Annotated in this window: 19 protein-coding genes; 4 read left to right on the forward strand and 15 right to left on the reverse strand. The window is 61.1% G+C overall.

The features are described 5' to 3' along the window. The 7 genes from BUB78_RS13300 to BUB78_RS13330 all read right to left on the reverse strand — a co-directional run bounded on the left by BUB78_RS13300 (window position 1) and on the right by BUB78_RS13330 (window position 7484). Window positions 1-825: an ABC transporter ATP-binding protein gene (locus BUB78_RS13300; RefSeq protein WP_073198693.1), complete on the reverse strand. Its 825-nt coding sequence runs from the start codon at window positions 823-825 to the stop codon at window positions 1-3. A 107-nt stretch (window positions 826-932) separates the two neighbouring features. Continuing rightward, window positions 933-2213: an ABC transporter substrate-binding protein gene (locus BUB78_RS13305; RefSeq protein WP_073198696.1), complete on the reverse strand. Its 1281-nt coding sequence runs from the start codon at window positions 2211-2213 to the stop codon at window positions 933-935. A gap of 80 nt (window positions 2214-2293) precedes the next feature. Then, complete coding sequence (locus tag BUB78_RS13310) at window positions 2294-3370, reverse strand: branched-chain amino acid ABC transporter permease (RefSeq protein WP_073198698.1); 1077 nt, start codon at window positions 3368-3370, stop codon at window positions 2294-2296. Continuing rightward, window positions 3357-3632 carry a hypothetical protein gene (locus BUB78_RS13315; RefSeq protein WP_073198700.1) on the reverse strand — a complete coding sequence of 92 codons (276 nt, stop codon included), beginning with the start codon at window positions 3630-3632 and terminating at the stop codon, window positions 3357-3359. The genes BUB78_RS13310 and BUB78_RS13315 overlap by 14 nt, the downstream gene beginning before the upstream one ends. A 4-nt stretch (window positions 3633-3636) precedes the next feature. Next, window positions 3637-4626, reverse strand: coding sequence for a branched-chain amino acid ABC transporter permease (locus BUB78_RS13320; protein ID WP_073198702.1), 990 nt, complete (start codon window positions 4624-4626; stop codon window positions 3637-3639). 96 nt (window positions 4627-4722) lie between these two features. Continuing rightward, window positions 4723-5544, reverse strand: coding sequence for an ABC transporter ATP-binding protein (locus BUB78_RS13325; protein WP_073198704.1), 822 nt, complete (start codon window positions 5542-5544; stop codon window positions 4723-4725). Continuing rightward, complete coding sequence (locus tag BUB78_RS13330) at window positions 5541-7484, reverse strand: AMP-binding protein (protein WP_073198706.1); 1944 nt, start codon at window positions 7482-7484, stop codon at window positions 5541-5543. Before BUB78_RS13330 ends, BUB78_RS13325 begins: the two co-directional genes overlap by 4 nt. A gap of 241 nt (window positions 7485-7725) precedes the next feature. On the opposite strand from BUB78_RS13330, the gene BUB78_RS13335 reads away from it, so the two are divergent. The 4 genes from BUB78_RS13335 (at window position 7726) to BUB78_RS13350 (ending at window position 11575) form a co-directional block, all read left to right on the forward strand. Beyond that, complete coding sequence (locus BUB78_RS13335) at window positions 7726-8325, forward strand: 2-hydroxychromene-2-carboxylate isomerase (protein WP_073198708.1); 600 nt, start codon at window positions 7726-7728, stop codon at window positions 8323-8325. Between the two features lie 30 nt (window positions 8326-8355). After that, window positions 8356-10263: a PAS-domain containing protein gene (locus BUB78_RS13340; protein WP_073198710.1), complete on the forward strand. Its 1908-nt coding sequence runs from the start codon at window positions 8356-8358 to the stop codon at window positions 10261-10263. Next, on the forward strand, window positions 10260-10961 hold the full coding sequence (locus BUB78_RS13345; RefSeq protein WP_073198712.1) for a response regulator transcription factor: 702 nt from the start codon (window positions 10260-10262) through the stop codon (window positions 10959-10961). Before BUB78_RS13340 ends, BUB78_RS13345 begins: the two co-directional genes overlap by 4 nt. Before the next feature lie 173 nt (window positions 10962-11134). Beyond that, window positions 11135-11575: a GNAT family N-acetyltransferase gene (locus tag BUB78_RS13350; RefSeq protein WP_073198714.1), complete on the forward strand. Its 441-nt coding sequence runs from the start codon at window positions 11135-11137 to the stop codon at window positions 11573-11575. Between the two features lie 24 nt (window positions 11576-11599). Here the strand turns inward: BUB78_RS13350 and BUB78_RS13355 are convergent, their stop codons facing one another. The 8 genes from BUB78_RS13355 to BUB78_RS13390 all read right to left on the reverse strand — a co-directional run bounded on the left by BUB78_RS13355 (window position 11600) and on the right by BUB78_RS13390 (window position 20637). Beyond that, window positions 11600-12295 (reverse strand): ABC transporter ATP-binding protein, encoded by a 696-nt coding sequence (locus BUB78_RS13355; protein ID WP_073198715.1) that lies wholly within the window; start codon window positions 12293-12295, stop codon window positions 11600-11602. Next, window positions 12282-13004, reverse strand: coding sequence for an ABC transporter ATP-binding protein (locus BUB78_RS13360; protein WP_073198717.1), 723 nt, complete (start codon window positions 13002-13004; stop codon window positions 12282-12284). Before BUB78_RS13360 ends, BUB78_RS13355 begins: the two co-directional genes overlap by 14 nt. Continuing rightward, the gene (locus BUB78_RS13365; protein WP_073198719.1) at window positions 13001-13945 is read right to left on the reverse strand and encodes a branched-chain amino acid ABC transporter permease; all 945 of its coding nucleotides are present in this window, start codon (window positions 13943-13945) and stop codon (window positions 13001-13003) included. The genes BUB78_RS13360 and BUB78_RS13365 overlap by 4 nt, the downstream gene beginning before the upstream one ends. After that, window positions 13942-14868 carry a branched-chain amino acid ABC transporter permease gene (locus BUB78_RS13370; protein ID WP_073198721.1) on the reverse strand — a complete coding sequence of 309 codons (927 nt, stop codon included), beginning with the start codon at window positions 14866-14868 and terminating at the stop codon, window positions 13942-13944. The genes BUB78_RS13365 and BUB78_RS13370 overlap by 4 nt, the downstream gene beginning before the upstream one ends. Window positions 14869-14931: 63 nt before the next feature. Next, window positions 14932-15549 (reverse strand): hypothetical protein, encoded by a 618-nt coding sequence (locus tag BUB78_RS13375; protein WP_073198723.1) that lies wholly within the window; start codon window positions 15547-15549, stop codon window positions 14932-14934. A 25-nt stretch (window positions 15550-15574) separates the two neighbouring features. Continuing rightward, window positions 15575-16879 carry an ABC transporter substrate-binding protein gene (locus tag BUB78_RS13380; RefSeq protein WP_073198725.1) on the reverse strand — a complete coding sequence of 435 codons (1305 nt, stop codon included), beginning with the start codon at window positions 16877-16879 and terminating at the stop codon, window positions 15575-15577. A 96-nt stretch (window positions 16880-16975) separates the two neighbouring features. Beyond that, complete coding sequence (locus BUB78_RS13385; RefSeq protein WP_073198727.1) at window positions 16976-18361, reverse strand: hypothetical protein; 1386 nt, start codon at window positions 18359-18361, stop codon at window positions 16976-16978. Window positions 18362-18501: 140 nt separating this feature from the next. Further along, a complete protein-coding gene (locus BUB78_RS13390; RefSeq protein ID WP_073198729.1) occupies window positions 18502-20637 on the reverse strand; it encodes a hypothetical protein in 2136 nt (711 codons plus the stop codon). Window positions 20638-20641: the final 4 nt, after the last annotated feature.

Consider the following 20641-nt stretch of genomic DNA (forward strand, 5'->3'; position numbering starts at 1 on the left):
TTAGCTCAGCCAACGCTTACGGCGGCGATAGCTGCGCACATCGCGGAACGATTTGCGGCCCTCGTCCGACACCCCAAGATAGAATTCCTTCACATCCGGGTTCTCGCGCAGACTGGCCGCAGGGCCATCCATCACCACGCGCCCGGATTCGAGGATATAGCCATAATGGGCAAAGCGCAGCGCCACATTGGTGTTCTGCTCGGCCAGAAGAAAGGTATAACCCTCTTCCTCGTTGAGCGTCTTCACGATGTTGAAAATCTGCTCCACAAGCTGCGGCGCAAGGCCCATGCTTGGCTCATCCAGCAGAATCGTCTCGGGGCGGCTCATCAGGGCGCGGCCGATGGCAACCATTTGCTGCTCGCCCCCCGAGGTATAGCCCGCCTGGCTTTTGCGCCGCTCTTTGAGGCGCGGAAAATATTCATAAACCTTGTTCAGGTCCTCGTCGATCTCGCCCCGCGACGAGCCGCGCGTATAGGCGCCGGTCAAAAGGTTTTCCTCAACGGTCAGGTGCTCGAAACAATGACGGCCTTCCATCACCTGAATGACACCCTTTTTCACAAGGTCAGAGGGCATCAGATCCTGCACGCGCTCGCCGCGATACATGATGCTGCCCTTCGTGACCTCGCCACGTTCGGACTTGAGCAGGTTCGACACCGCCTTAAGCGTCGTCGTCTTGCCCGCGCCATTGCCCCCCAAAAGGGCGGTGATCCCGCCTTTCGGCACCTTAAGGCTGACGCCCTTCAGCACAAGGATGACGTGATTGTAGATCACCTCGATATTGTTGACCTCAAGTAGGGTCTCGTCACTCGGTCCTGCATCCAACATCCCGTGTCTCCGTCCCGGTCGGGCACTTGGCCCTGCTTTCATCTTTCGAAAAATACTCAAAATCCCCCGGCCGCCGCAGATGCCGCGGCCGGGGAAAGGTCATTGGCTTAGCAGCCCGGCGTGATGCCGTTCTCGGCGGCGTAAGCGGCCGAATCTTCTTCAATCAGCGGCGCCAGGATTTCCTGATCCGACTGGAAGTAATCGGTGATCAGGTTCCATTCTTTCGCCACTGCATCCCACTGCGCCACGGCGCCATAGCCGTCGCCACCGTGGTTTTCGCACGACACCTTGAACTCGGGGCCGAATTTCGGAAGGCCAAGGGCGGTCATCTTCGCTTCGGTCATCTCAAGGTTTTCCATGCCATCACGCATCATCGCAGGGGTGATTGCGGTGGTGCCATGGATTTCCTGCGCGGTTTTGGCCGCCTCGGCCGCCAGCATCGCGGCATACATGCCCCGGTTATAAAGCGCGGTGCCAAGCTGATCGCCCGCCCCGGCTGTTTTGCCGGTATCCACAACATATTTCTTCAGGTCTGCGTAGAACGGGTAATCGCTGCCAAGGTTGTGGAAGGTCAGCGCCTTATAGCCATTCGCGCCTTCGCCCGCAGGCAGCACGTCGTTTTCCGAGCCTGACCACCAGATGCCGATGAAGTTCTCCATCGGGAAACGGATGTTCACGGCTTCCTGAACGGCAACCTGGTTCATCACGCCCCAGCCCCACATCAGCACGTAATCCGGCTTTTCGCGACGGATCTGGAGCCACTGCGATTTCTGCTCCTGACCGGGGTGGTCAACCGGCAGAAGGGTCAGCTCGTAACCGTGCTTCTTGGCAAGCTCTTCCAAGGTGCGGATCGGCTCTTTGCCATAGGCAGAGTTGTGATAGACAAGCGCGATTTTCTTGCCGCTGATGTCGCCGCCATTGATGTCAAGAATATGCGTGACCGCGTGGCTTGCCCCATCCCAATAGTTGGCGGGATAGTTGAAGATGTTGGTGAACACCTTGCCGTTCTTGGCCGAGGTCCGGCCATAGCCCATCGAGTGCAGCGGAATGTTGTCCGAGGTCACCTTGGGGATCAGCTGATAGGTGATGCCGGTCGACAGCGGCTGATAGACAAGCGCGCCCGAGCCTTTGGTCGACTCGTAGCATTCCACACCCTTTTCGGTGTTATAGCCGGTCTCGCATTCAACGATGTTGACCTTCTCGCCATTGATGCCGCCATCCCGCTCGTTGAGCAGGGTGAAGTAATCAATATAGCCATCCGCAAACGGAATGCCATTGGCCGCATAGGGCCCGGTGCGATAGCTCAGCGCGCTGAACGTCAGGTCCGCCAGCGCCGGTCCTGCGGCCATCACGGCCGCAATCGCGGCAGTTGCCAGTTTAAGTTTCATCGGTTTAGTTCCTCCCTTGGATTTTTCCGATATTGCGTAGGGTGCGCAGTCATGGCGCACCACACGTTCCAGGCCTGCCCCTAGTGTGGGAAAGGCCAAAGTCTTAGTTTTTCCTTGGTCACGCGCCACAATTGGGCAAGCCCGTGTGGTTCCGCGATCAAGAAGATGATGATCAGCGCGCCAACGATGATGAACTCAAGGTGCGCCGCAAGGTCGGTCGGCCATCCAAGGCCGCCAACAAGCGTGTTCTTGAGAAGCACCGGCAACAGCACAAGGAATGCCGCGCCCGCAAAGCTTCCGAAGATCGAGCCAAGCCCGCCGATGATCACCATGAACAGCACGAGGAAGGATTTGTTGATGCCAAACACCTCACCCACTTCGACCGCGCCAAGATAGACCGAAAAGAACAGCGCGCCCGAGATGCCCACAAAGAAAGAGCTTACGGCAAAGGCCGTCAGCTTGGCCTTGAGCGGGTTCACCCCGATGATCTCGGCGGCGATATCCATGTCGCGGATCGCCATCCATTTACGCCCCGCCATGCCCCGCGTCAGGTTGCGGGCGATGATCGCACAGACCGTCACGAAGACAAGGCAGAACAGATAGGCCGCCCAGGGCGCGGTTTCGGCGCCGGTGATCGGCACGCCGAGAACGGTGCGCTCGGGCGCGGAAATCTGGCCCGAGGCCGAATAGTTGTAAAACCACGGCACCCGGTTGAACAGCCAGACCAGAAAGAACTGTGCCGCCAGCGTCGCCACCGCAAGGTAAAAGCCCTTGATGCGCAGCGATGGCAGGCCGAACAGAACACCAACCCCGGCGGTGATCACCCCCGCCAGAATGACATGGATGAACATGCTGACATCCGGGAAGGACGTCATGAGCTTATAGACTGCATAGGCGCCCACGGCCATGAAACCGCCGGTGCCAAGGCTGACCTGCCCGCAATAGCCCACAAGGATATTCAGGCCGATGGCGGCAATCGCGTAGATCAGGAACGGCAGGAAAACCGCGTTGACCCAATAGTCATTGATGACAAACGGCACCACGGCAAAGGCAAACACCAGAACCGCGTAATAGCGATAGCGGTCAAACTTGATCGGAAAGGTCTGGTTGTCCTCGGTGTAGGACGTCTTGAAGTCACCTGCTTCACGATAGAACATTTCTGGTCACCTCCCCATAGGTATCAATCTCGTCGTCGTCGCGCTTGGTTGCGCGGTGGCGCCGTTTGGCATAGCCGGTTTCTTCGGAATGGCGCACCAGCCAGAGAAACGCGAGCATGCCCAAACCGCCGCCCATGGCCGCGAGGATCGCGGCGGTGACCATCTGGCCGGTGGCATCCGTGTCAGAGGACAGCGCGAGATAGCCAAAGGCCCAGAACCCACCCCATGCAATGACATTGACGATCGCAATCAGCTTTTGCATGGCGTCACACCCGCTCGATGATCTTCTCGCCGAACAGACCCTGAGGCCGGAACACGAGGAAGATGAGCGCCAGAACATAGGCAAACCAGATCTCGGTTGCGCCGCCCAGATAGGGCGCGCCGATTGCGAATTCGAACACCTTTTCGCCGACGCCGATGATCAGACCGCCGACAATGGCGCCGGGGATCGAGGTAAACCCGCCCAGCATCAGCACCGGAAGCGCCTTGAGCGCGATCAGCGACAGAGAGAACTGCACCCCCGATTTGGTGCCCCACATGATCCCGGCGACAAGGGCAACAAACCCCGCCAGCGACCAGACCATGACCCATATGAAATTGAGGCTGATGCCAACCGACAGCGCCGCCTGATGGTCGTCGGCCACGGCACGCATGGCGCGGCCCTGTTTGGAATACTGCGCAAAGATCACCAGCACGATGACCAGAATCGCCGCCACCAGTGTGGCCACAACATCAAGGTTGTCGATGAAAAAGCCGTACCCGAAGATGTTATAGGTGACCTCGTCGATGAACGGGTTCAGGCCCTGCGGCAGGCCGACATCAAGCTTTTTGATATCGCTGCCCCACATCATGTCTCCAAATCCCTCAAGGAAATAGGCAAGACCGATGGTCGCCATGAAAAGGATGATCGGTTCCTGATTGACCAGGTGGCGAAAGATAAGCTGATTGACGATCCACGCCATCGCCACCATCACCACCATGGTTAACAAAATCGCCAGCAGGGCGGGCACATGCCATCCGAAATGGTGAACCTCGGTGCCAAAGATCGCGTTGATCAGGTGGCTGAAGGGCACCTGCCCTTCCATAATCCCGACAAGCGTCAGCGCCGCGAACAGGGCCATGACCCCCTGGGCATAGTTGAAAATTCCGCTCGCCTTGAAGATCAGAACAAAGCCCAGCGCCACAAGCGCATAAAGCACCCCCGCCATGAGGCCGTTCAGAAAGACCTCCATTCCCCATATCAGCTGCTCAGGCATGGTGTTGTGCCTCCGTTCAATACAATTTTCCCCCGGCGCGCCGGGGTGGGTGGGTGGGCGGCGGGCCGGGGGAAAATCCCGGCCTCTGTCAAAACCCTAGTCATGTGCGACCCCAAGATAGGCGTCGATCACATCCTGATTGTTGCGCACCTCATCGGGCGTGCCGTCACCGATCTTCTTGCCGTAATCCATCACGACCACGCGGTCGCTCAGATCCATCACGACGCCCATGTCGTGCTCGATAAGCGCGATCGTGGTGCCAAATTCGTCGTTCACATCCAGAATAAAGCGGCTCATGTCCTCTTTTTCCTCGACGTTCATGCCCGCCATCGGCTCGTCGAGCAAAAGGATCGACGGTTCTGCCGCCAGCGCCCGCGCAAGCTCGACCCGCTTTTTCAACCCGTAAGGCAGACGCCCGACCGGGGTCTTGCGGATGTGCTGAATTTCAAGAAAGTCGATGACCTTTTCCACGACGGCGCGGTTTTCAACCTCTTCGCGCTCGGCCTTGCCCTTCCAGATCGCCTGCGAGAAAAGCCCGGCTTTCATCTCGCGGATCCGGCCGGTCATGACGTTGTCGAGAACGGTCATGCCCTCGAACAGCGCGATGTTCTGAAAGGTCCGCGCGATGCCCTGTTGGGCAACCTCGAAGGGCTTCATCGGCGGGCGGCGTTCGCCCTTGTACCAGACCTCGCCTTCTTGCGGATTGTAAAAGCCCGAGATCACGTTGAGCATGCTCGACTTGCCGGCGCCATTGGGGCCGATGATGGCGCGGATTTCGCCCTGACGGATATCAAAGCTGATGTCCTTGATCGCCACCACACCGCCAAAGCGCAGGGTGATGTTCTTCATTTCCATCACAACGCTGCCGATCTTGCGGCCGTCTGCGGTTGTGTAACCCTCTGGTGTCATATCGTTCATTCTGCTGCCACCTTTACGTCTGGTACATCTGCAACCGCCGCGTCGCGGATCGTCAGCGTCGCGCTGATCGAGCCTTTGCGCCCGTCTTCATAGGTCACTTCGGTTTCGGTGTAGATTTCGCTCGATCCGTCATAAAGCGCGTCGATCAGATCCTTGAACTTGTCCTCAACAATCCGGCGGCGCACCTTGCGGGTGCGGGTCATTTCGCCGTCATCGGCATCAAGTTCCTTGTGCAGGATCAGGAAGCGGTTGACCTGGCAATGCGACAGCATCGGATCATCCGCCAAAGAGCGGTTGACCTCTTCCACATGCGCCTGAATGGTATCGAGCACCATCGGATGCCCGGCCAGTTCCTGATAGGAGGCATAGCCGATATTATTGCGCTCGGCCCAGTTGCCAACCGCCGTCAGGTCGATATTGATAAAGGCCGTGCAGGCCTCGCGCTCGTTGCCGAAAACCACTGCCTCAAGGATGTTGGGGTAGAACTTGAGCTTGTTTTCAACGTATTTCGGCGCGAACAGGCGGCCATCGGCCATCTTGCCGACATCCTTGGCGCGGTCGATGATCCGCAGGTGGCCGTTGTCCTTGTCAAAAAAGCCGGCATCGCCGGTCGCGACCCATCCTTCCGGGTCTTTGGTGTCGGCGGTGCTTTCGGCGTTCTTGTAGTAGTATTCAAACGTGCCGGGGCTGCGATAGAACACCTCGCCATTGTCGGCGATGCGAATTTCCACGCCGGGGGCGGGCACGCCAACGGTATCGCTGCGCACCTCGCCATCGGGTTGCAGGGTGATGAACACCGAGGCCTCGGTCTGGCCGTAAAGCTGTTTCAGGTTGATCCCCAAAGAGCGATAGAAATCAAAGATTTCCGGGCCAATCGCCTCGCCGGCGGTATAGCCGACGCGCACCCGGCCAAGGCCAAGCGTGTCCTTGAGGGGGCCATAGACGAACAGATTGCCAAGCTTGTACTTGAGACGGTCCCAGAGGCCCACCTCTTTGCCGTCAAGAATGGCCGGGCCGACCTTGCGGGCATGCGCCATGAAGGTATCAAACAGCCACTTTTTCATGCGGCTGGCGTCTTCCATGCGGATCATCACGTTGGTCAACTGGGTTTCAAACACCCGCGGCGGAGCAAAGTAATAGGTCGGGCCAATTTCGCGCAGGTCGGTCTGCATCGTTTCGGCACTTTCGGGGCAATTGACGCAGAAGGCGCACCAATAGGCCTGACCGATCGAAAAGATGAAATCGCCCACCCAGGCCATCGGCAGATAGGCCAGAACCTCTTCGCCCGCGCCAAGGTGATCGAAATCCGAGGACGAGCGTGACGCCTCGATGATATTGCGGTTGCTTAGAACAACGCCCTTGGGCTTGCCGGTGGTGCCCGAGGTGTAGAGCATCACGCAGATGCTGTCATAATTCAGCTTTTCGCGTCGCGCCTTGAGATCGGTGATGAATTCTTCATGGGCGGCACGCCCCTGTTCCTGAATATGGCTGAGCTGGTGCAGCTTGTGATGATCGTATTTGCGCAAGCCGCGGGGATCGACATAGATCATGTGCTCAAGCAGCTTAAGCCCGCCCTGCACCTCGATCAACTTATCAACCTGCTCCTGATCCTGAACGATGGCAAAGCGCGCGCCGCAATGCTCCATCACATAGGCCATCTCGTCGGCCGATGCGTCCTGGTAAAGCGGCACAGGAATGGCACCCACCGATTGCGCGGCAACCATCGCCCAATAGAAATGCGGGCGGTTGCGGCCGATCACGGCAATAAAGTCGCCCTCGTTGACGCCAAGATTGATCAACCCAAGCGCAAGCGCCTCGATCTCTTTCTCGGTTTCGGACCACGTCCAGCTTTGCCAGATTCCGTATTCCTTTTCCCGATAGGCGGGCTTGTCGCCATATTGGGTCGCGTTACGTTGCAACAGCGCCGGAATGGAATCCATTCCGCCGGTCGCCTGAGTCGGCTGTGCCAAATTTTATCCTCCCATATGTCCGCCATGCGAACAGATGACCGCCTTGGGGCGATTCTTTCCTCCCCCCAAAGGGTGCTTGTTTCATGGTCGGCGTCAACTTTTTCCTGAACATTTCCCAAATCTTACGAATTGTAACAAGCGGTCCGATCCGCTTGACATGCCCCGGCCCGCGCCGGACACCTGATCTGTCACCCCCGTTGCAAGAGGCCGCATGACCCAACTGCGCATAGAATTCTGGTTCGATTTCGCCTCGACCTATTCCTATCTCAGCGCGATGCGTCTTGACCCGCTGGCGCGCGCGGCGGGTGTCGGGGTGACATGGCGACCGTTTCTTCTGGGGCCGATCTTCGCCGCGCAGGGCTGGACCACCTCGCCGTTCCGGATCTATCCCGCCAAGGGCCGCTACATGTGGCGCGACATGACCCGCCGGACACAGGCGCTTGGGCTACCGCTGCAACAGCCGGACAACTTGCCGCAAAACAGCGTGCTTGCCGCACGGGTCGCGCAGCTAGCGCTTGGCACGCCAAAGGGCGTCGCTTTTTGTAAAAGTGTCTATGGCGCCGAGTTCGGGCAAGGTCGCGATATCGCGGACCCCGTTGTCATCCGCGCCTGTCTTGAGCAAAGCGGCCTGCCCTGCGACATGATCGAGGCGGCGCAATCAGACGACAACAAGCGGAGGCTGCGCCGCTCTGTCGAAGAGGCGATGGCGCGCGGACTCTTTGGCGCGCCCAGTTTTACCGTCGGGGACGAGCTTTTCTGGGGGGATGACCGGCTTGAGCAGGCCTTGGACTGGGCCGTTGGACATGCTTAGATCAAACCCCACGGTCAGGACAAAAGCGCGATGAGCCCCAACGGCAACCAGACACAGGAAATGACAAGTGCCGGGCTGAACCTCATTCAGCAGGCCCTGACGATCTATGACCGGGATCTGCGTTTGGCGGTGTGCAACCGGCGCTTTCAGGAAATGTTCGACCTGCCGCAGGGTCTTGTGACGCCGGGCGCCGATTTTTCCGACACCATCCGCTATCTTGCGATGCGCGGCGATTATGGCGATGTCGGCGATCTTGACGCCTTTGTGCAATCGCGCGTCGAACAGGCCAGCGCCTTCGAGCGCCATTACATGGAACGCACCCGCGCCAATGGCCGTACCATCAGCGTCGAAGGCTCGCCCCTGCCTCAGGGCGGATGGGTGACGGTCTATACCGATATCAGCCGCGCCAAACAGCAAGAGGCGCTGTTGCGGGGCCGCTCCGAAGAGCTGTCGGATCAGCTTTTGACCTATTCCGAAGAATTGGCCGCCACCAACCGCCAGCTAGAGGCGACCGTGACCGCCCTCGAAGAGGCAAAACGCCAGATCACCGAGGCCGAGGCCCGCACCCGCCTGACCGCCGAGATGATGCCGGCCCATATCGCCCATGTCGGGCCGGACCGCTGTTACACCTATTCCAACCGGCGTCTCACCTCGGTGATGCCCGGATCAAAGCCCGAGATCATCGGCATGCATGCCGCAGAGGTCCTTGGGCCGCAGCCCTGGTCGGTGATCGGCCCGCAACTTGACAAGGCCTATGCCGGTACGCCGTCGGTGTTCGAATTCACCCACGAGCCAAGCTCGCGCCGCATCCGGGTGGCTCTGACACCCGATCCAAGCACCGGCGGGGTGTATATCCTGTCGATGGATATCACCGAGGAAAGCCAGACCCGCGCCGCGCTGCAACAGACCCGGCGGCGCGAAATGGCGGCCCAGCTGACCAGCGGGCTGGCGCATGATTTCTCGAACCTGCTCACGATCATTCTGGGCATGCAATCGCGGCTTGGCCGGATGGGCCTTCCGGCGCAGGCGGACGAGTTGATCAATGCCACGCTGGCGGCGGCGCGGCGCGGCGGCGGTCTCTTGAACCGCATCGCCGATATGACCGGACCGCGCGAACATGAACCGGTGCCGACCGATCTGGCGGCCTTTCTGGGCGATCTGGAAACGCTTGCGCGCTCGGCGCTGCCCCCCGGCATCACCCTCAGGATCGACAACCAAGGCGCCGGTGACCGCTATCTTCTGGATGCCGGCATGTTGCAGGATTCGCTGTTGAACCTGTTGCTGAACGCGCGCGATGCCTGTGGCATACGCGGCGCCGTCACCCTGACGGCGGCCCCGTTGCAGGACACCTGGCTTGAATTTGCGGTCACCGATACCGGCCCCGGCTTTACCCCCGAGGCGCTTGTTCATGCGCTTGATCCGTTCTTTACCACCAAGGGCGGAGAAGGATCGGGGCTTGGGCTTCCGATGGTCTATGACATGACCAAGCTTGCGGGCGGGCGCATCACGCTTGGCAATACCGAAACGGGCGGTCGCGTCGCACTTAGCCTGCCGTTGCGCCCAGCCGGGGCAACCCGCCCGCCGGGTCTTGTGCTTTTGGTCGAGGACAGCCCAGATTTGCGCAGCACCCTGCGCGACATGCTGCGCAGTGCCGGGCATAGCGTGATCGAGGCCACCAGCGTGGACGAGGCGCAGGCGCTTATCACCGAACTGCCAGAGATTTCTGCGGTGCTGTCTGATATCGTGCTGGAGGGGGACAAAACCGGGCTTGATCTGGCCGCCCTGCCCCGGCGCGCCGATTGCCCGCTTGTTCTCATGACCTCTCTGCCGCCCGACGATCCGTTGCACCGCGCGGCCACACGTGTCGGCCCCGTTCTGCGCAAACCTTTCACCGCGACCCAACTTGACGCGGCCCTCAACACCGGAGTTCGCCCATGACCGCGCCGCTTGTGACCATTCTCGATGACGAACCCGCGATCCGCACCATGCTGGCGGATGCCCTGAACGAGGCCGGGTTTCGCACCATGACCTTTGGCCGCGCGACCGAGTTCGAGGCGGCGCTGCGATCCACCACGCCGGATGTCTGCCTTGTCGATCTGTCGCTGCCGGATCGCGACGGGCTGTCGCTTGTGCATCGCCTTGCGCTTGAACAGGGGGCGACGGTGATCATCATTTCGGGGCGCGCACAGGTTCAGGACCGGGTGACCGGGCTTGAACTCGGGGCGGATGATTACATCATCAAACCGTTCGATCCCGCCGAGGTGGTGGCGCGCATCCGCGCCCGCCTGCGCCGGGGCACGCCCAGCCCGCAAAGCGGGGAAACCGCGCGTTTCAACGGATGGGTGGCGCATTTCGACCGCTATATTCTCGAGGATGAGACCGCTGCGGAAACCCCGTTTTCGCATGCCGAAGGCGAGGTGCTCCGGCTGTTTCTGGAACGGCCCAAGCGGCTTATTTCGCGCCAGACCATGCAAGAGGCGCTTGGCGGTGCCGCCAGCGAGAGCTTTGACCGGGCGATGGATGTGCGCATCTCTCGTCTGCGCACCAAGCTGCGCGAAGACCCCAAGAACCCCCGCCTGATCAAAACGATCTATGGCGCGGGCTATATCTTTCTGGGGGATGTGGTCTGGGGGTAAGACATGGCTTGGCGCGCGGCGCTATCTTGCGATCAGGCCAGGGCCGGACCAACCGGTTGAGCCTCCAGAGCAAGCCCCTGCGAATGGCCCCGTGAAGCGGCACGATTTTGCTGGTCCTGACGGGCATTTACGCACAAACTGATTTTCTATGACTCCAAAAGATCAGGCCGCACATGACCATCACGATCCGCCCCATCCAGACCGGTGACAAACCCAAATGGACGACGCTTTGGCGCGACTATCTGGCGTTTTATGAAACCACCCTGCCCGACACGATCTATAACACCACGTTTTCGCGGCTCTGCTCACCCGATCATCCGGATCAGAATGGCTTTTTGGCGCTCAATAACGGCAATCCGGTCGGCCTTGTCCATTACATCTATCATCCGCACAACTGGCGCATGGAAAAGGCTTGCTACCTACAGGACCTTTTTGTCGCCCCAGAGGCGCGCGGCATGGGCGTCGGGCGCAAACTGATCGAGGCGGTCTATGCGCAGGCCGATGCCGATGGCTGTCCTTCGGTTTATTGGCTGACGCAAGACTTCAATGCTGAGGCGCGCAAGCTTTACGACCGCATAGGCACCCTGACGCCCTTCATCAAATACACCCGCTGATAATACACCCGCTGATTCGGGACGCTAAACCCCGATATAGCGATCCACGATCGAATGGTCCGCGCGCAGCGCCTCGGCGGGCAATGTCTCGGTGTTGCGACCGTTCTCGATGAACGCCACCCGGTCGGCCACCGATAAAACCGCATCGACCCGTTGTTCCACCAACAGGATCGCGACCCCTTCGTCGCGCATCTTGACGATCACCTGCCGGATTGCCTCAATCATCGAAGGCTGGAGACCCTCGGTCGGCTCGTCCAGCAAAAGCACCTTGGGGCGCAGGCAGAGCGCGCGCGCCGTCGCCAGCATCTGTTGCTCGCCGCCCGAAAGGGTCTGTGCCCGCTGGCCAAGGCGTTCGCGAAGACGCGGGAAAAGGTCCAGCACCTCGTCCAGAACCTCTGGCCCGCTTTTGCGCGCGCGCAGCCCGATTTCAAGGTTCTGCGCCACGGTCAGTTCCGCAAACAAACGCCGCCCCTGCGGGATATAGCCGATGCCGGCGCGCGGCACCTTATAGGCCGACAGGCGGCTGACCTCTTGCCCGTCAAGCATGATTCGGCCCGACATCAACGGCACCAGGCCCATGATCGCCTGCATGGTGGTGGTCTTGCCCGCGCCATTGCGCCCCAACAGGCACATGATTTCACCGGGGGCCACCTCAAGGCTCAGGTCGCGCAGCACCTGTGCACGGCCATACCCGGCGTTGATCCCCTCAAGCCGAAGCATGCGTCCCCCCAAGATAGGCGGTCTGAACCGCGCCATTGGCATGAATCTCTGCCGGCGTGCCCTCGGCCAGAACCTCGCCGAAATTCAGCACCGTGATCCGGTCGGCAAGCTCCATCACCACGCTCATGTTATGCTCGATCAACAGGATCGTGGTCTTGCCCGCCAGCTCGCGGATCAGCGCCTTGAACTCGGCGATCTCGCCCTCGGCCAGGCCCTGCGTCGGCTCGTCGAGGATCAACAGGCGCGGCGATTGTGCAAGGCCCATCGCGATTTCCAACAGGCGCTGATGGCCATAGGACAGATCCCCCGCCTCCTGCGTCTTGCGATCCAGCAGCCCGACCCGCGCGAGCGCGTCATCAACAGCCGGGGTGACCTTTGCCCCCTTAAGGCGGCGGCGTGCGGCAAGCGCCACGTTTTCGCCAACACTCAGCCCGGCAAAGACCGAGGTGATCTGAAACGTATAGGCCATGCCGAGCATGATCCGCTTATGCGCCGGTAGAGCGGTGATGTCGCGCCCCTCAAAGAACACCTGCCCCTCCGAGGGGGCAATGCGCCCGCAAATCATGCTCACCAGCGTGGTCTTGCCCGCCCCGTTGGGGCCGATCAGCGCGCGCACTTCACCTTGGGGCAAATCGAAGTCCACCCCCTCGACCGCGCGCAGCCCGGCAAAGTGTTTCGACAATCCCCGCGTCGCCAATAGCGTCGTCATGGCAGCCCCCGCCAGACCCGGCGGCGCAATTCGCCCATCAACCCTTGGGGCGCGAACAGCGTCAAAAGCACAAGCGCCACACCGGCAATCAGCATATAGGCGGTGGTCACCCCCGAGCTAAGGTCGATCAGGTAGAACATGAACAGCGTGCCGATAAACGGGCCAAGAACCGTCCCCGCCCCGCCCAAAAGCACCCACAAAAGCGGAAAGATCGAGTATTGCACGCTCGCAAAACTTGCCCCTGCATAGCCGAACAACAACCCATATGACGCCCCCGCCGCTGCCGCGATGGTGCCCGATATGATCATCGCCAAAAGCTTGTGCGCGAAGATGTCATAGCCAAGCATGCGCACCCGTTCCTCATTCTCGCGGATCGCCACCAGAACCTTGCCAAAGGGTGCGCGCACCAGCCAGAGGCTCAGCATGAGGCAGCTTCCGAACAGGATAAGCGCCGCGAAATACCGGTTACCCGGATCGCTAAGGTCGATCCCCCAAAGCACGCGCTGCGCCTGTTGGATCACGAACCCTTCGTCGCCACGGGTATATTCGCCGAAATAGAGGATCGTCAGGTAACCGGCCTGCGCGAACATCAGCGTCACGATCATGAAGGCCACCCCGGTCGTGCGCAGCGCCAAAAGCGCAAGCCCGCCCGAAACCACCGCCCCCGCCACAAGCCCAAGCACAAGCGCCGGTGCCGGTGTCAGGCCAAGATGCTGTATCCCAAGGCCCATGCCATACATGCCCGCCGCAAAGAACAGGGCATGCCCAAGGCTGAGCAACCCGGTATAGCCGAACAGGATGTTATACCCGACCGCATAGCTGGCCAGCACCATGATCCGCGCAAGATTGCCGTGGTGATAGGCAGGCAGCACGAATTGCAGCACGAACAGCAACGCGATCAACCCGCCATGAAGCGCAATCACCCGCGCGCCGCCGCTCATTCGGATCGCGCCCCGAACAGGCCCTGCGGGCGAAACACAAGCACGAGGCCAACAAGCAGCGTCGCGAGGATTTTCGCCAGCGTCGGCGAGAAAAACACCGAGATGATGCCATCGCTAAGCCCGATCAACACGGCGGCCAGCACCGTGCCCGGCAGGCTTCCAAGCCCGCCGATGATCACGACGATGAACGACAGCAAAAGCGGATCCGCCCCCATCAGGTAATGCGCCTGCTGAATGGGTACGATCAACACCCCGGCCAGCGCCGCCAACGCGGCCCCAAGACCAAAGACAAGCGCATAGACCCTCTCGACCGGGATGCCAAAGACCTGCGCCATGTCACGATCCGCCTGCGTGGCGCGCATCACAAGGCCAAAGCGGGTGCGCGACATCAAGAGCCATACGCCGCATAAAAGGACCACCGCAGCACCGATCACCGCCAGCTTGTAACTCGTGGTGCCAAGCCCCCAGGGCCAGATCATCGCCCAGCCGTCGGCGCCATACTCGACCCAGGGAATCGCCAGCCGCGTGTTGAACGGCGCCTCGACCGGGCGCGCATCGGGGCCATAGCCCATCAGGGTCATCTGCTGAATGATATAAAGCAAACCGATGGTGGCCACGATGGTGCGCTCGGGGTCATAGTTCAGCCGCTTGAGGATGGTCATATCGGCCGCTATTGCAAGCGCCCCGACGATTAGCGGCGCGGCAACAAGCGCCACACCAAACCCGATCGCCGGATGGCCGCCAAAGCTATGCGCGATCCACCATGCAATGACCGCGCCCAGCATGAAAAACTCGCCATGCGCTATATTGACCACCCGCATCACGCCAAAGACGAGCGACAAGCCGACCGCCGTCAGCGAAAGCACCGCCGCCGTGATCGCGCCCTCGAGCGAGGCCAGCAATATGTAAGGGCCCAAATCCATTCTGCGACAAGGATTGCCCGGCATCGGCTTGAGGGGCAAGCCCGTTCCGCGCCCGGCTCGCGATTATTGCGTGCTGAACTCGGTTTGGCCCATGACGATGCGCTGATCTTTGGTGACGGTAACGATCTGACCGTGCTTGCGCTCCAGCTGGCGGGCGACCACCTCATTGCGCGGCTCCCAGTTGTACCATGCGTCGTCTTTGGTGCGCACCCAGGTCAGCGTGCCCCCCTTGCGCCAGGGGTCAAGCACGATCCCTTCGGCAAAGGTATCGCCCCGTCGGGAGATCACTGCGGTGCTATGCTCAAGGCGAAAGACGTTATCGCTGTTGGCGACGGCGCGATGCACCTCAAGCGTCTGGAAGTTTTCCTGCTTCAGCCGCGCCTCTATATCGCGCGCCCAGTGCCAGCAGAGCCCGCGCGGCTTGAGCCCCATATTGACCTTGGTGTTATGGATGATCGGCGGATCGGTGATCTGATACTCGCGGGCAAGCTGATGCGAATACGCATAGGCCACCCGCGCCGCGCGCTGCGCCTCTTCGGGGTCCGCCTCTGGCCCCAATGCGGCGATCGCGACCGCCAACCGCGTCACATCGCTGGCCTCGGGCGGCGGCGGCGGCGCGCCACAGCCCGCCACCACCACCAGCGCGACGCCCCAGAAAATTAGGCGAATTTTCTGGATCATTTTCTTCGCAGAAGAAAATGCCACCTCAAAACGGTTGCGTCGTGTAATCCGTCTCATCGGGGTAAAGCGTGTCCTCAATGGAGGTCTTGTGAACGCAAAGCAATTTCCCACCCGTGACCTTGGAAATATACTGATGCCCGAACACCTGGTGGGTCTTGCCGTTGAAAAGCTTGGCCCCCTGTGGGTGTGCGCGGCTTTCCGGCATGTCTGTCATCGCCTCAACCGCCTCGATCAAAGCGGCCCGGTCCTGCGTTCCGCTATACCCGGACGCTTCCATCCCGGCCTTGATCACATGCAGCGTTTCCCAGCATCCGAACATATGCGCATAGGTCGACACATCGCTCGGGTCACTGATGGACGCACCTTGATCATTTACCCCCACAGCAGCGCGGAAGAACTTGTCATGCTCTGACTGATCCGCCTGTGCGTGACGCGGGTTGCCCTCCCAGAAATAGGTGCCTTCAAGATACTCAAGCCCGGGGCTGTCGATTGCCACCGCTTCAAGGCTGTCGATGAACCCGAACATTTCCGGGCGCGAGGGACCAAAGAATTCGCCCAGCTCCTTCACAAATGTCAGAACCGCAGGCCCCACCATCACATGATAGAGAACCTCTGTTTCGCGCGGGATCTTCGGGAAATACTTGGTAAATGACGTTTCGGATGGCGGAATGGCGATATGCGCCAGCACCTCGCCGCCCTGCGCCTCAATCGCCTGGGTAAAGAAATCGCGGTGATCATGGCCAAATGCGAAATCAGGGAACACCATCGTGACCTTCTTGCCAAGGTTCTGCGCCACGAATGGCGCCATCGCCTGCACCTGGCTTTTCACGTCGGTGATACCGGGCTGCAACGTATAGCGGTTGAGCATGCCACTGGCGACGTGATGCCCCTCGGAGACCACGAAATAAGGCATCTTGAGCTCGCCTGCGCGCGGCGCAGACCCGATCACCACATGGCTGAACAGCGTTCCAAAGGCGAGATCACAACCGTGCTGGCTGGCGAATTTCTCGACCACTTCGGCACCGCGCTTGGGATCGGTACCATCATCTTCGGCCACGATCTCGACCATGCGGCCATTGATGCCGCCGCCCTCGTTGATCAGTCTGGCCGCCGCCTCGGTGGTGCGCCCGTACCAGCGCCCGTAGGCCGCGCCGATGCCGGTGCGATGCACCTGAAAACCGATCTTGATCGGCTCGGCGGTCTGGGCATTGGTATAGCGCGCCCACATCGGCAGGCTTGCCGCGCCGAGACCCGCAGCCAGCGTTTTCATCGCGCCGCGACGGGTGGTGCCTGCGGGCTTGGTCTCGGGGCGGTTTTTCGGGGTGCTCATGGTGGGTTCCTCTGCACTGGTCTTGAAACACGCGGCAAATCTGCCGGTTGGGCCAAGTCTGCGAAGCATTGCGCGCCTTGTCCAGCCTTTTGCGCATCACATGCCGCGCGGCGAGGCCAACAACCACAGGCCAAAAACGGTGTAGAGCACCATGAAAAGCGCCAATGGCGCCTGCCCGAGCACCGCGCGCCGGGTGCTGTGGATGTGCTGCATCGCCACGGCGTGGGCGAGCAGGATGGCGATCACATGCCCCGCCACCACAGTGCCCGCCTGCGCCAGCCAGATCACCTTGACCGTGCCGGGCGTGTTCAAGAACCCGGTGGTCACATGATAGTCGGCGAGCCCCAGAAGATCCGCCCCCCGCCCCAGCGGATCATTGAGCGCCTTGAGCACATATTGCCCATCCACCAGCAAGGAGGTCAGGTAATGTGCGATATGATAAGCAAGCGCGATCGGCAGGATCGTCGGCGCATAGCGGCAAAACACGCACGCCAGCGGCTTTTGCCCGCCGACAATCCGCTCGCCCAGCCACAAACAGCCCAGAAACGCCAAAATCAGCGCCGCATTGGCCACAAAAAGCCCCACGAGATTGGGCAGGATCACCGCAGAGCGGCCCGGAAATTCAAGCGGGTTGATGCCAAGAACGCCCATCCACCAAAAGGTTTCATTCAGCCCGTCAAAGCTGCCGCTGCCAAGGATCAAGAGGATGAACACCGCCAACCCAAGCCCAACCTTCGGCGCGCAGAGCACCTTCCAGCCGGGCAGGCCAATCGCCAGTCGCCCGCGCGCGCGGCCAAAAAGGGACATGCGCCCATAGGCCCGCATCAGAACGGTCAGCGGCTCTGCCCGCACCATCCAGACAGGCCCGAACACCAACAGCCCCGCCAGCGTGACATACCAATAGAGCCCCACGATCACCGCAAGCCGCGCCGGATCGGCCGGGGCCGGATCGGCCAGCAAAAACCCTGCATAGGCGAGAAAAACCACCACCCCCGGCCAAACCCCAAGCCAGCGCGGATAGCGCAACGGCGCGCGCATCCCCGTCAGGCGACCGATCATCGCGGCCGGGCCTGTCCATGGATTGCTCCAGCGCCAGTGATTGCCGATCAGCCCCTGCGCCGAGACCATCGCGATCCACCAGACCACCCAGACAAAAAGCGGCATCGGATTGACCAGCGGATCGCGTGACCCGGCGAGCCCGCGCCAGACGAGCACGCCCAGGCCCGCCGCCGCCAAGACACTTGTCACATGGCGCAGCAAGGCGCCGCGCGCCCGCATCATCGCCAGAGGCCGAAAGAGTGCCGCCGCCAGCCCGCCGGGCAAGAGCGCCAAAAGCACGACCGTCAGGACCACGGTCGCGCCACCGGCCGCGATATAGGCATCCGTTGGCAAAAGCAGGACAAACCCCTGCTCCGAGGCATGCGCCCAAAGCGCGTCGGCCATCAGCACAACGAAAACCCCACTCAGGGCGATCACCCGCATGTCTTGCCCCTTTTCGTCACTTCCGGGCCAATCCTATAGACCGCACGCGTGCAAGAAAGCGCCAAATCACCGCAGGCTGCGCACAACAAAACCCCCGGCATTGCCTGCCGGGGGTTTCATCTTAGATCTCATGACGCGAATCAGCCGACGTTGCGGGCGCCCGGATCGCGATAGTCGGTCTCGTTGGTGACAGAGAACCGCCCACCGGCCAGCTTTTGAAGCTTACCCTGACGCAGCAGTTGGCCAAACGACCGCAGGCCGTCTTCGCGAGAAAAGCTTTCCTGCTCGACCTCTTTGAGCTTGCCCATAAGCATCGGGCGCGAGAATTGCGGGCGCCCTTCGACATCGGCAAGGTAAGCCGCCGCCGCCTCAAGCAGCTCAGGAAGCTGGTTAGCGCCCATTTCCTCTGCAAAGGCGCTAAATCCGCTATCGCCGTCGGTCTGTTCCATTTCGGGCGCGATGTCAGAGGCCGACACACGGCGCGGGCGAATCGGCTCGCGCGGGGTATCGATCCGCTGTTCCGCAACCAACTTGAGCGGCGCAGGGCGTGCTTCTTCGGGGCGGGCAGAGCGCCCGGCATCGGACACCACCTGCGGACGACGCGGGCGTACAACGCTGGCCAGATCGTCGCGATAGGCCGAGTCGTCAACACCGCGGCTCGGCTTGGCGCCTGCTTCGGTTTCGGCACGGGTTGCGGCCACAGCGGCGCGCAGATGCTGGATCGCATTGCGGCGCTGGCTTGACGCCGGTGCATCGAGCTGATGATCGGTCTCGTCAAAAATCCGCGTCAGATCAGACGGGGTTTCCGCAGTCTCAAGCTTGCGGCGCCCCTGTTGCGGCTCTTCATCCTGCTCCTCTTCGGACTCGAAGTCGGCGGCGGTCTCTTCTTCAATCTCCGCGTCATCTTCATCTTCGGCTTCGGCAGCATCGTCTTCGGCTGCGTCTTCGAGATCATCGCCAGCATCTTCTGCCGCGTCTTCAATCTCATCTTCAATCTCGGCAAAATCTTCAGCCAGATCGTTTTCAAACTCGGCCTCCACCTCGGCCAGTTCGCGCTGAAGCTCGGCCTCTTCTTCCGGGCTAAGGAAAGAGTCGCCCTCTTCAAAGAGGTTGCTATCGCTTTCCTCGGAAGTGTCATCGTCTTCCTGGAAAAGCCCGCTTGCCAAAGCCGCCTCAAACTCGGCGCGCTTGATCTTGATGACCCGCGCATTTGTCAGCGCAGGCCCGTTTTCCGCAGCGGCCGCCACCGATAGCTCGGCCTCTGGCGCGACGGTCTCTTCGATCTCGGCGATTTCTTCGATTTCAACCCTGGCTGTTTCGACGGGCATTGAATCGGCCAGCAAACTGGCCAGCGTATCCTCGAACTCGTTTCTACCGTCCGACACGACCGGGGCAACGTCGCCTTGCGCGATCTCCTGCGCCTCGCCGTCGTCCTCGACCTCTTGTGCGACCTCTTGCGGCGCGTCCTCGTCTTCGGCGGCTTCCATCGCATTCGCACGGGCCATGATCGCGGTTAGTTCATCATCGTCGATTTCGACCATGGAATAGCTTGCGTCGGTGCTCTGGGCCGCATCATCTTCGGCCAGGGCCGCATTCAGATCGGCGGTCGTGGTGTCGATAAAGTCCTGCGCGTGCTCGTCTTCATTATACTCATCCGCACCAAAGCTTTGCTCGGCGCCGGACACGACCGAACGAATCCGGCTCAGCTTGGCGGCGATGCTCTCGCTGCCGCCGGACGCAGCAGGCTCTTGCACCTGCTCCAGATCCTGCGCGACGTCTTCGGCCTCGACCTCGGGCTGCACATCGTCCTGCGCAACCGGCTCGGGCTCGGCCACGGCTTCTTCTTCCAGACCTTCGGGCATCTCGACCGGGGCGGCCTCTGCCACCTCTGTCTGGATGTCTTCGGAAATCTCTTTCTCGACCACCTCAGGCGCAGCAACCTCTTGCTCGGGGGCCGATTGTTCGACCTCCGGTTCCGGTGTCGGCTCGGGGCTTGGCGCGACGTCCTGCACCGGCTCCGGGGCCGGCTCGGGCGCCTGCTCGGGGGCCGGGGCTTGTGCCTCTGGCGCATTGGCCAGTGCGACGGCCTGACCAAGGGCGGTCCCGGCCTCTGCCCGCAGCACGATCTTGCCCTGCTCTTCATGCGCCTCGACGCGCCGTGCGATTTCCCGCTCGGCGATCCGCGCCAGCATCTCTGCATCAGGGGTGGGCGGTTCGGCACCGAAATACCGGTCATCCGCCGCCAGATCGCGGAAATATTCCGCAATCGCTTTCATTGTG

The organism is Roseovarius marisflavi (genome assembly GCF_900142625.1).
GTDB classification, from domain to species: Bacteria; Pseudomonadota; Alphaproteobacteria; order Rhodobacterales; family Rhodobacteraceae; genus Roseovarius; species Roseovarius marisflavi.

What these genes read in the sequence shown, in the direction of transcription:
- BUB78_RS13300 (WP_073198693.1), bottom strand. Translation starts at nt 825, where the DNA reads ATGTTGGATGCAGGACCGAGTGACGAGACCCTACTTGAGGTCAACAAT.
- BUB78_RS13305 (WP_073198696.1), bottom strand. Translation starts at nt 2,213, where the DNA reads ATGAAACTTAAACTGGCAACTGCCGCGATTGCGGCCGTGATGGCCGCA.
- BUB78_RS13310 (WP_073198698.1), bottom strand. Translation starts at nt 3,370, where the DNA reads ATGTTCTATCGTGAAGCAGGTGACTTCAAGACGTCCTACACCGAGGAC.
- BUB78_RS13315 (WP_073198700.1), bottom strand. Translation starts at nt 3,632, where the DNA reads ATGCAAAAGCTGATTGCGATCGTCAATGTCATTGCATGGGGTGGGTTC.
- BUB78_RS13320 (WP_073198702.1), bottom strand. Translation starts at nt 4,626, where the DNA reads ATGCCTGAGCAGCTGATATGGGGAATGGAGGTCTTTCTGAACGGCCTC.
- BUB78_RS13325 (WP_073198704.1), bottom strand. Translation starts at nt 5,544, where the DNA reads ATGAACGATATGACACCAGAGGGTTACACAACCGCAGACGGCCGCAAG.
- BUB78_RS13330 (WP_073198706.1), bottom strand. Translation starts at nt 7,484, where the DNA reads ATGGATTCCATTCCGGCGCTGTTGCAACGTAACGCGACCCAATATGGC.
- BUB78_RS13335 (WP_073198708.1), top strand. Translation starts at nt 7,726, where the DNA reads ATGACCCAACTGCGCATAGAATTCTGGTTCGATTTCGCCTCGACCTAT.
- BUB78_RS13340 (WP_073198710.1), top strand. Translation starts at nt 8,356, where the DNA reads ATGAGCCCCAACGGCAACCAGACACAGGAAATGACAAGTGCCGGGCTG.
- BUB78_RS13345 (WP_073198712.1), top strand. Translation starts at nt 10,260, where the DNA reads ATGACCGCGCCGCTTGTGACCATTCTCGATGACGAACCCGCGATCCGC.
- BUB78_RS13350 (WP_073198714.1), top strand. Translation starts at nt 11,135, where the DNA reads ATGACCATCACGATCCGCCCCATCCAGACCGGTGACAAACCCAAATGG.
- BUB78_RS13355 (WP_073198715.1), bottom strand. Translation starts at nt 12,295, where the DNA reads ATGCTTCGGCTTGAGGGGATCAACGCCGGGTATGGCCGTGCACAGGTG.
- BUB78_RS13360 (WP_073198717.1), bottom strand. Translation starts at nt 13,004, where the DNA reads ATGACGACGCTATTGGCGACGCGGGGATTGTCGAAACACTTTGCCGGG.
- BUB78_RS13365 (WP_073198719.1), bottom strand. Translation starts at nt 13,945, where the DNA reads ATGAGCGGCGGCGCGCGGGTGATTGCGCTTCATGGCGGGTTGATCGCG.
- BUB78_RS13370 (WP_073198721.1), bottom strand. Translation starts at nt 14,868, where the DNA reads ATGGATTTGGGCCCTTACATATTGCTGGCCTCGCTCGAGGGCGCGATC.
- BUB78_RS13375 (WP_073198723.1), bottom strand. Translation starts at nt 15,549, where the DNA reads ATGATCCAGAAAATTCGCCTAATTTTCTGGGGCGTCGCGCTGGTGGTG.
- BUB78_RS13380 (WP_073198725.1), bottom strand. Translation starts at nt 16,879, where the DNA reads ATGAGCACCCCGAAAAACCGCCCCGAGACCAAGCCCGCAGGCACCACC.
- BUB78_RS13385 (WP_073198727.1), bottom strand. Translation starts at nt 18,361, where the DNA reads ATGCGGGTGATCGCCCTGAGTGGGGTTTTCGTTGTGCTGATGGCCGAC.
- BUB78_RS13390 (WP_073198729.1), bottom strand. Translation starts at nt 20,637, where the DNA reads ATGAAAGCGATTGCGGAATATTTCCGCGATCTGGCGGCGGATGACCGG.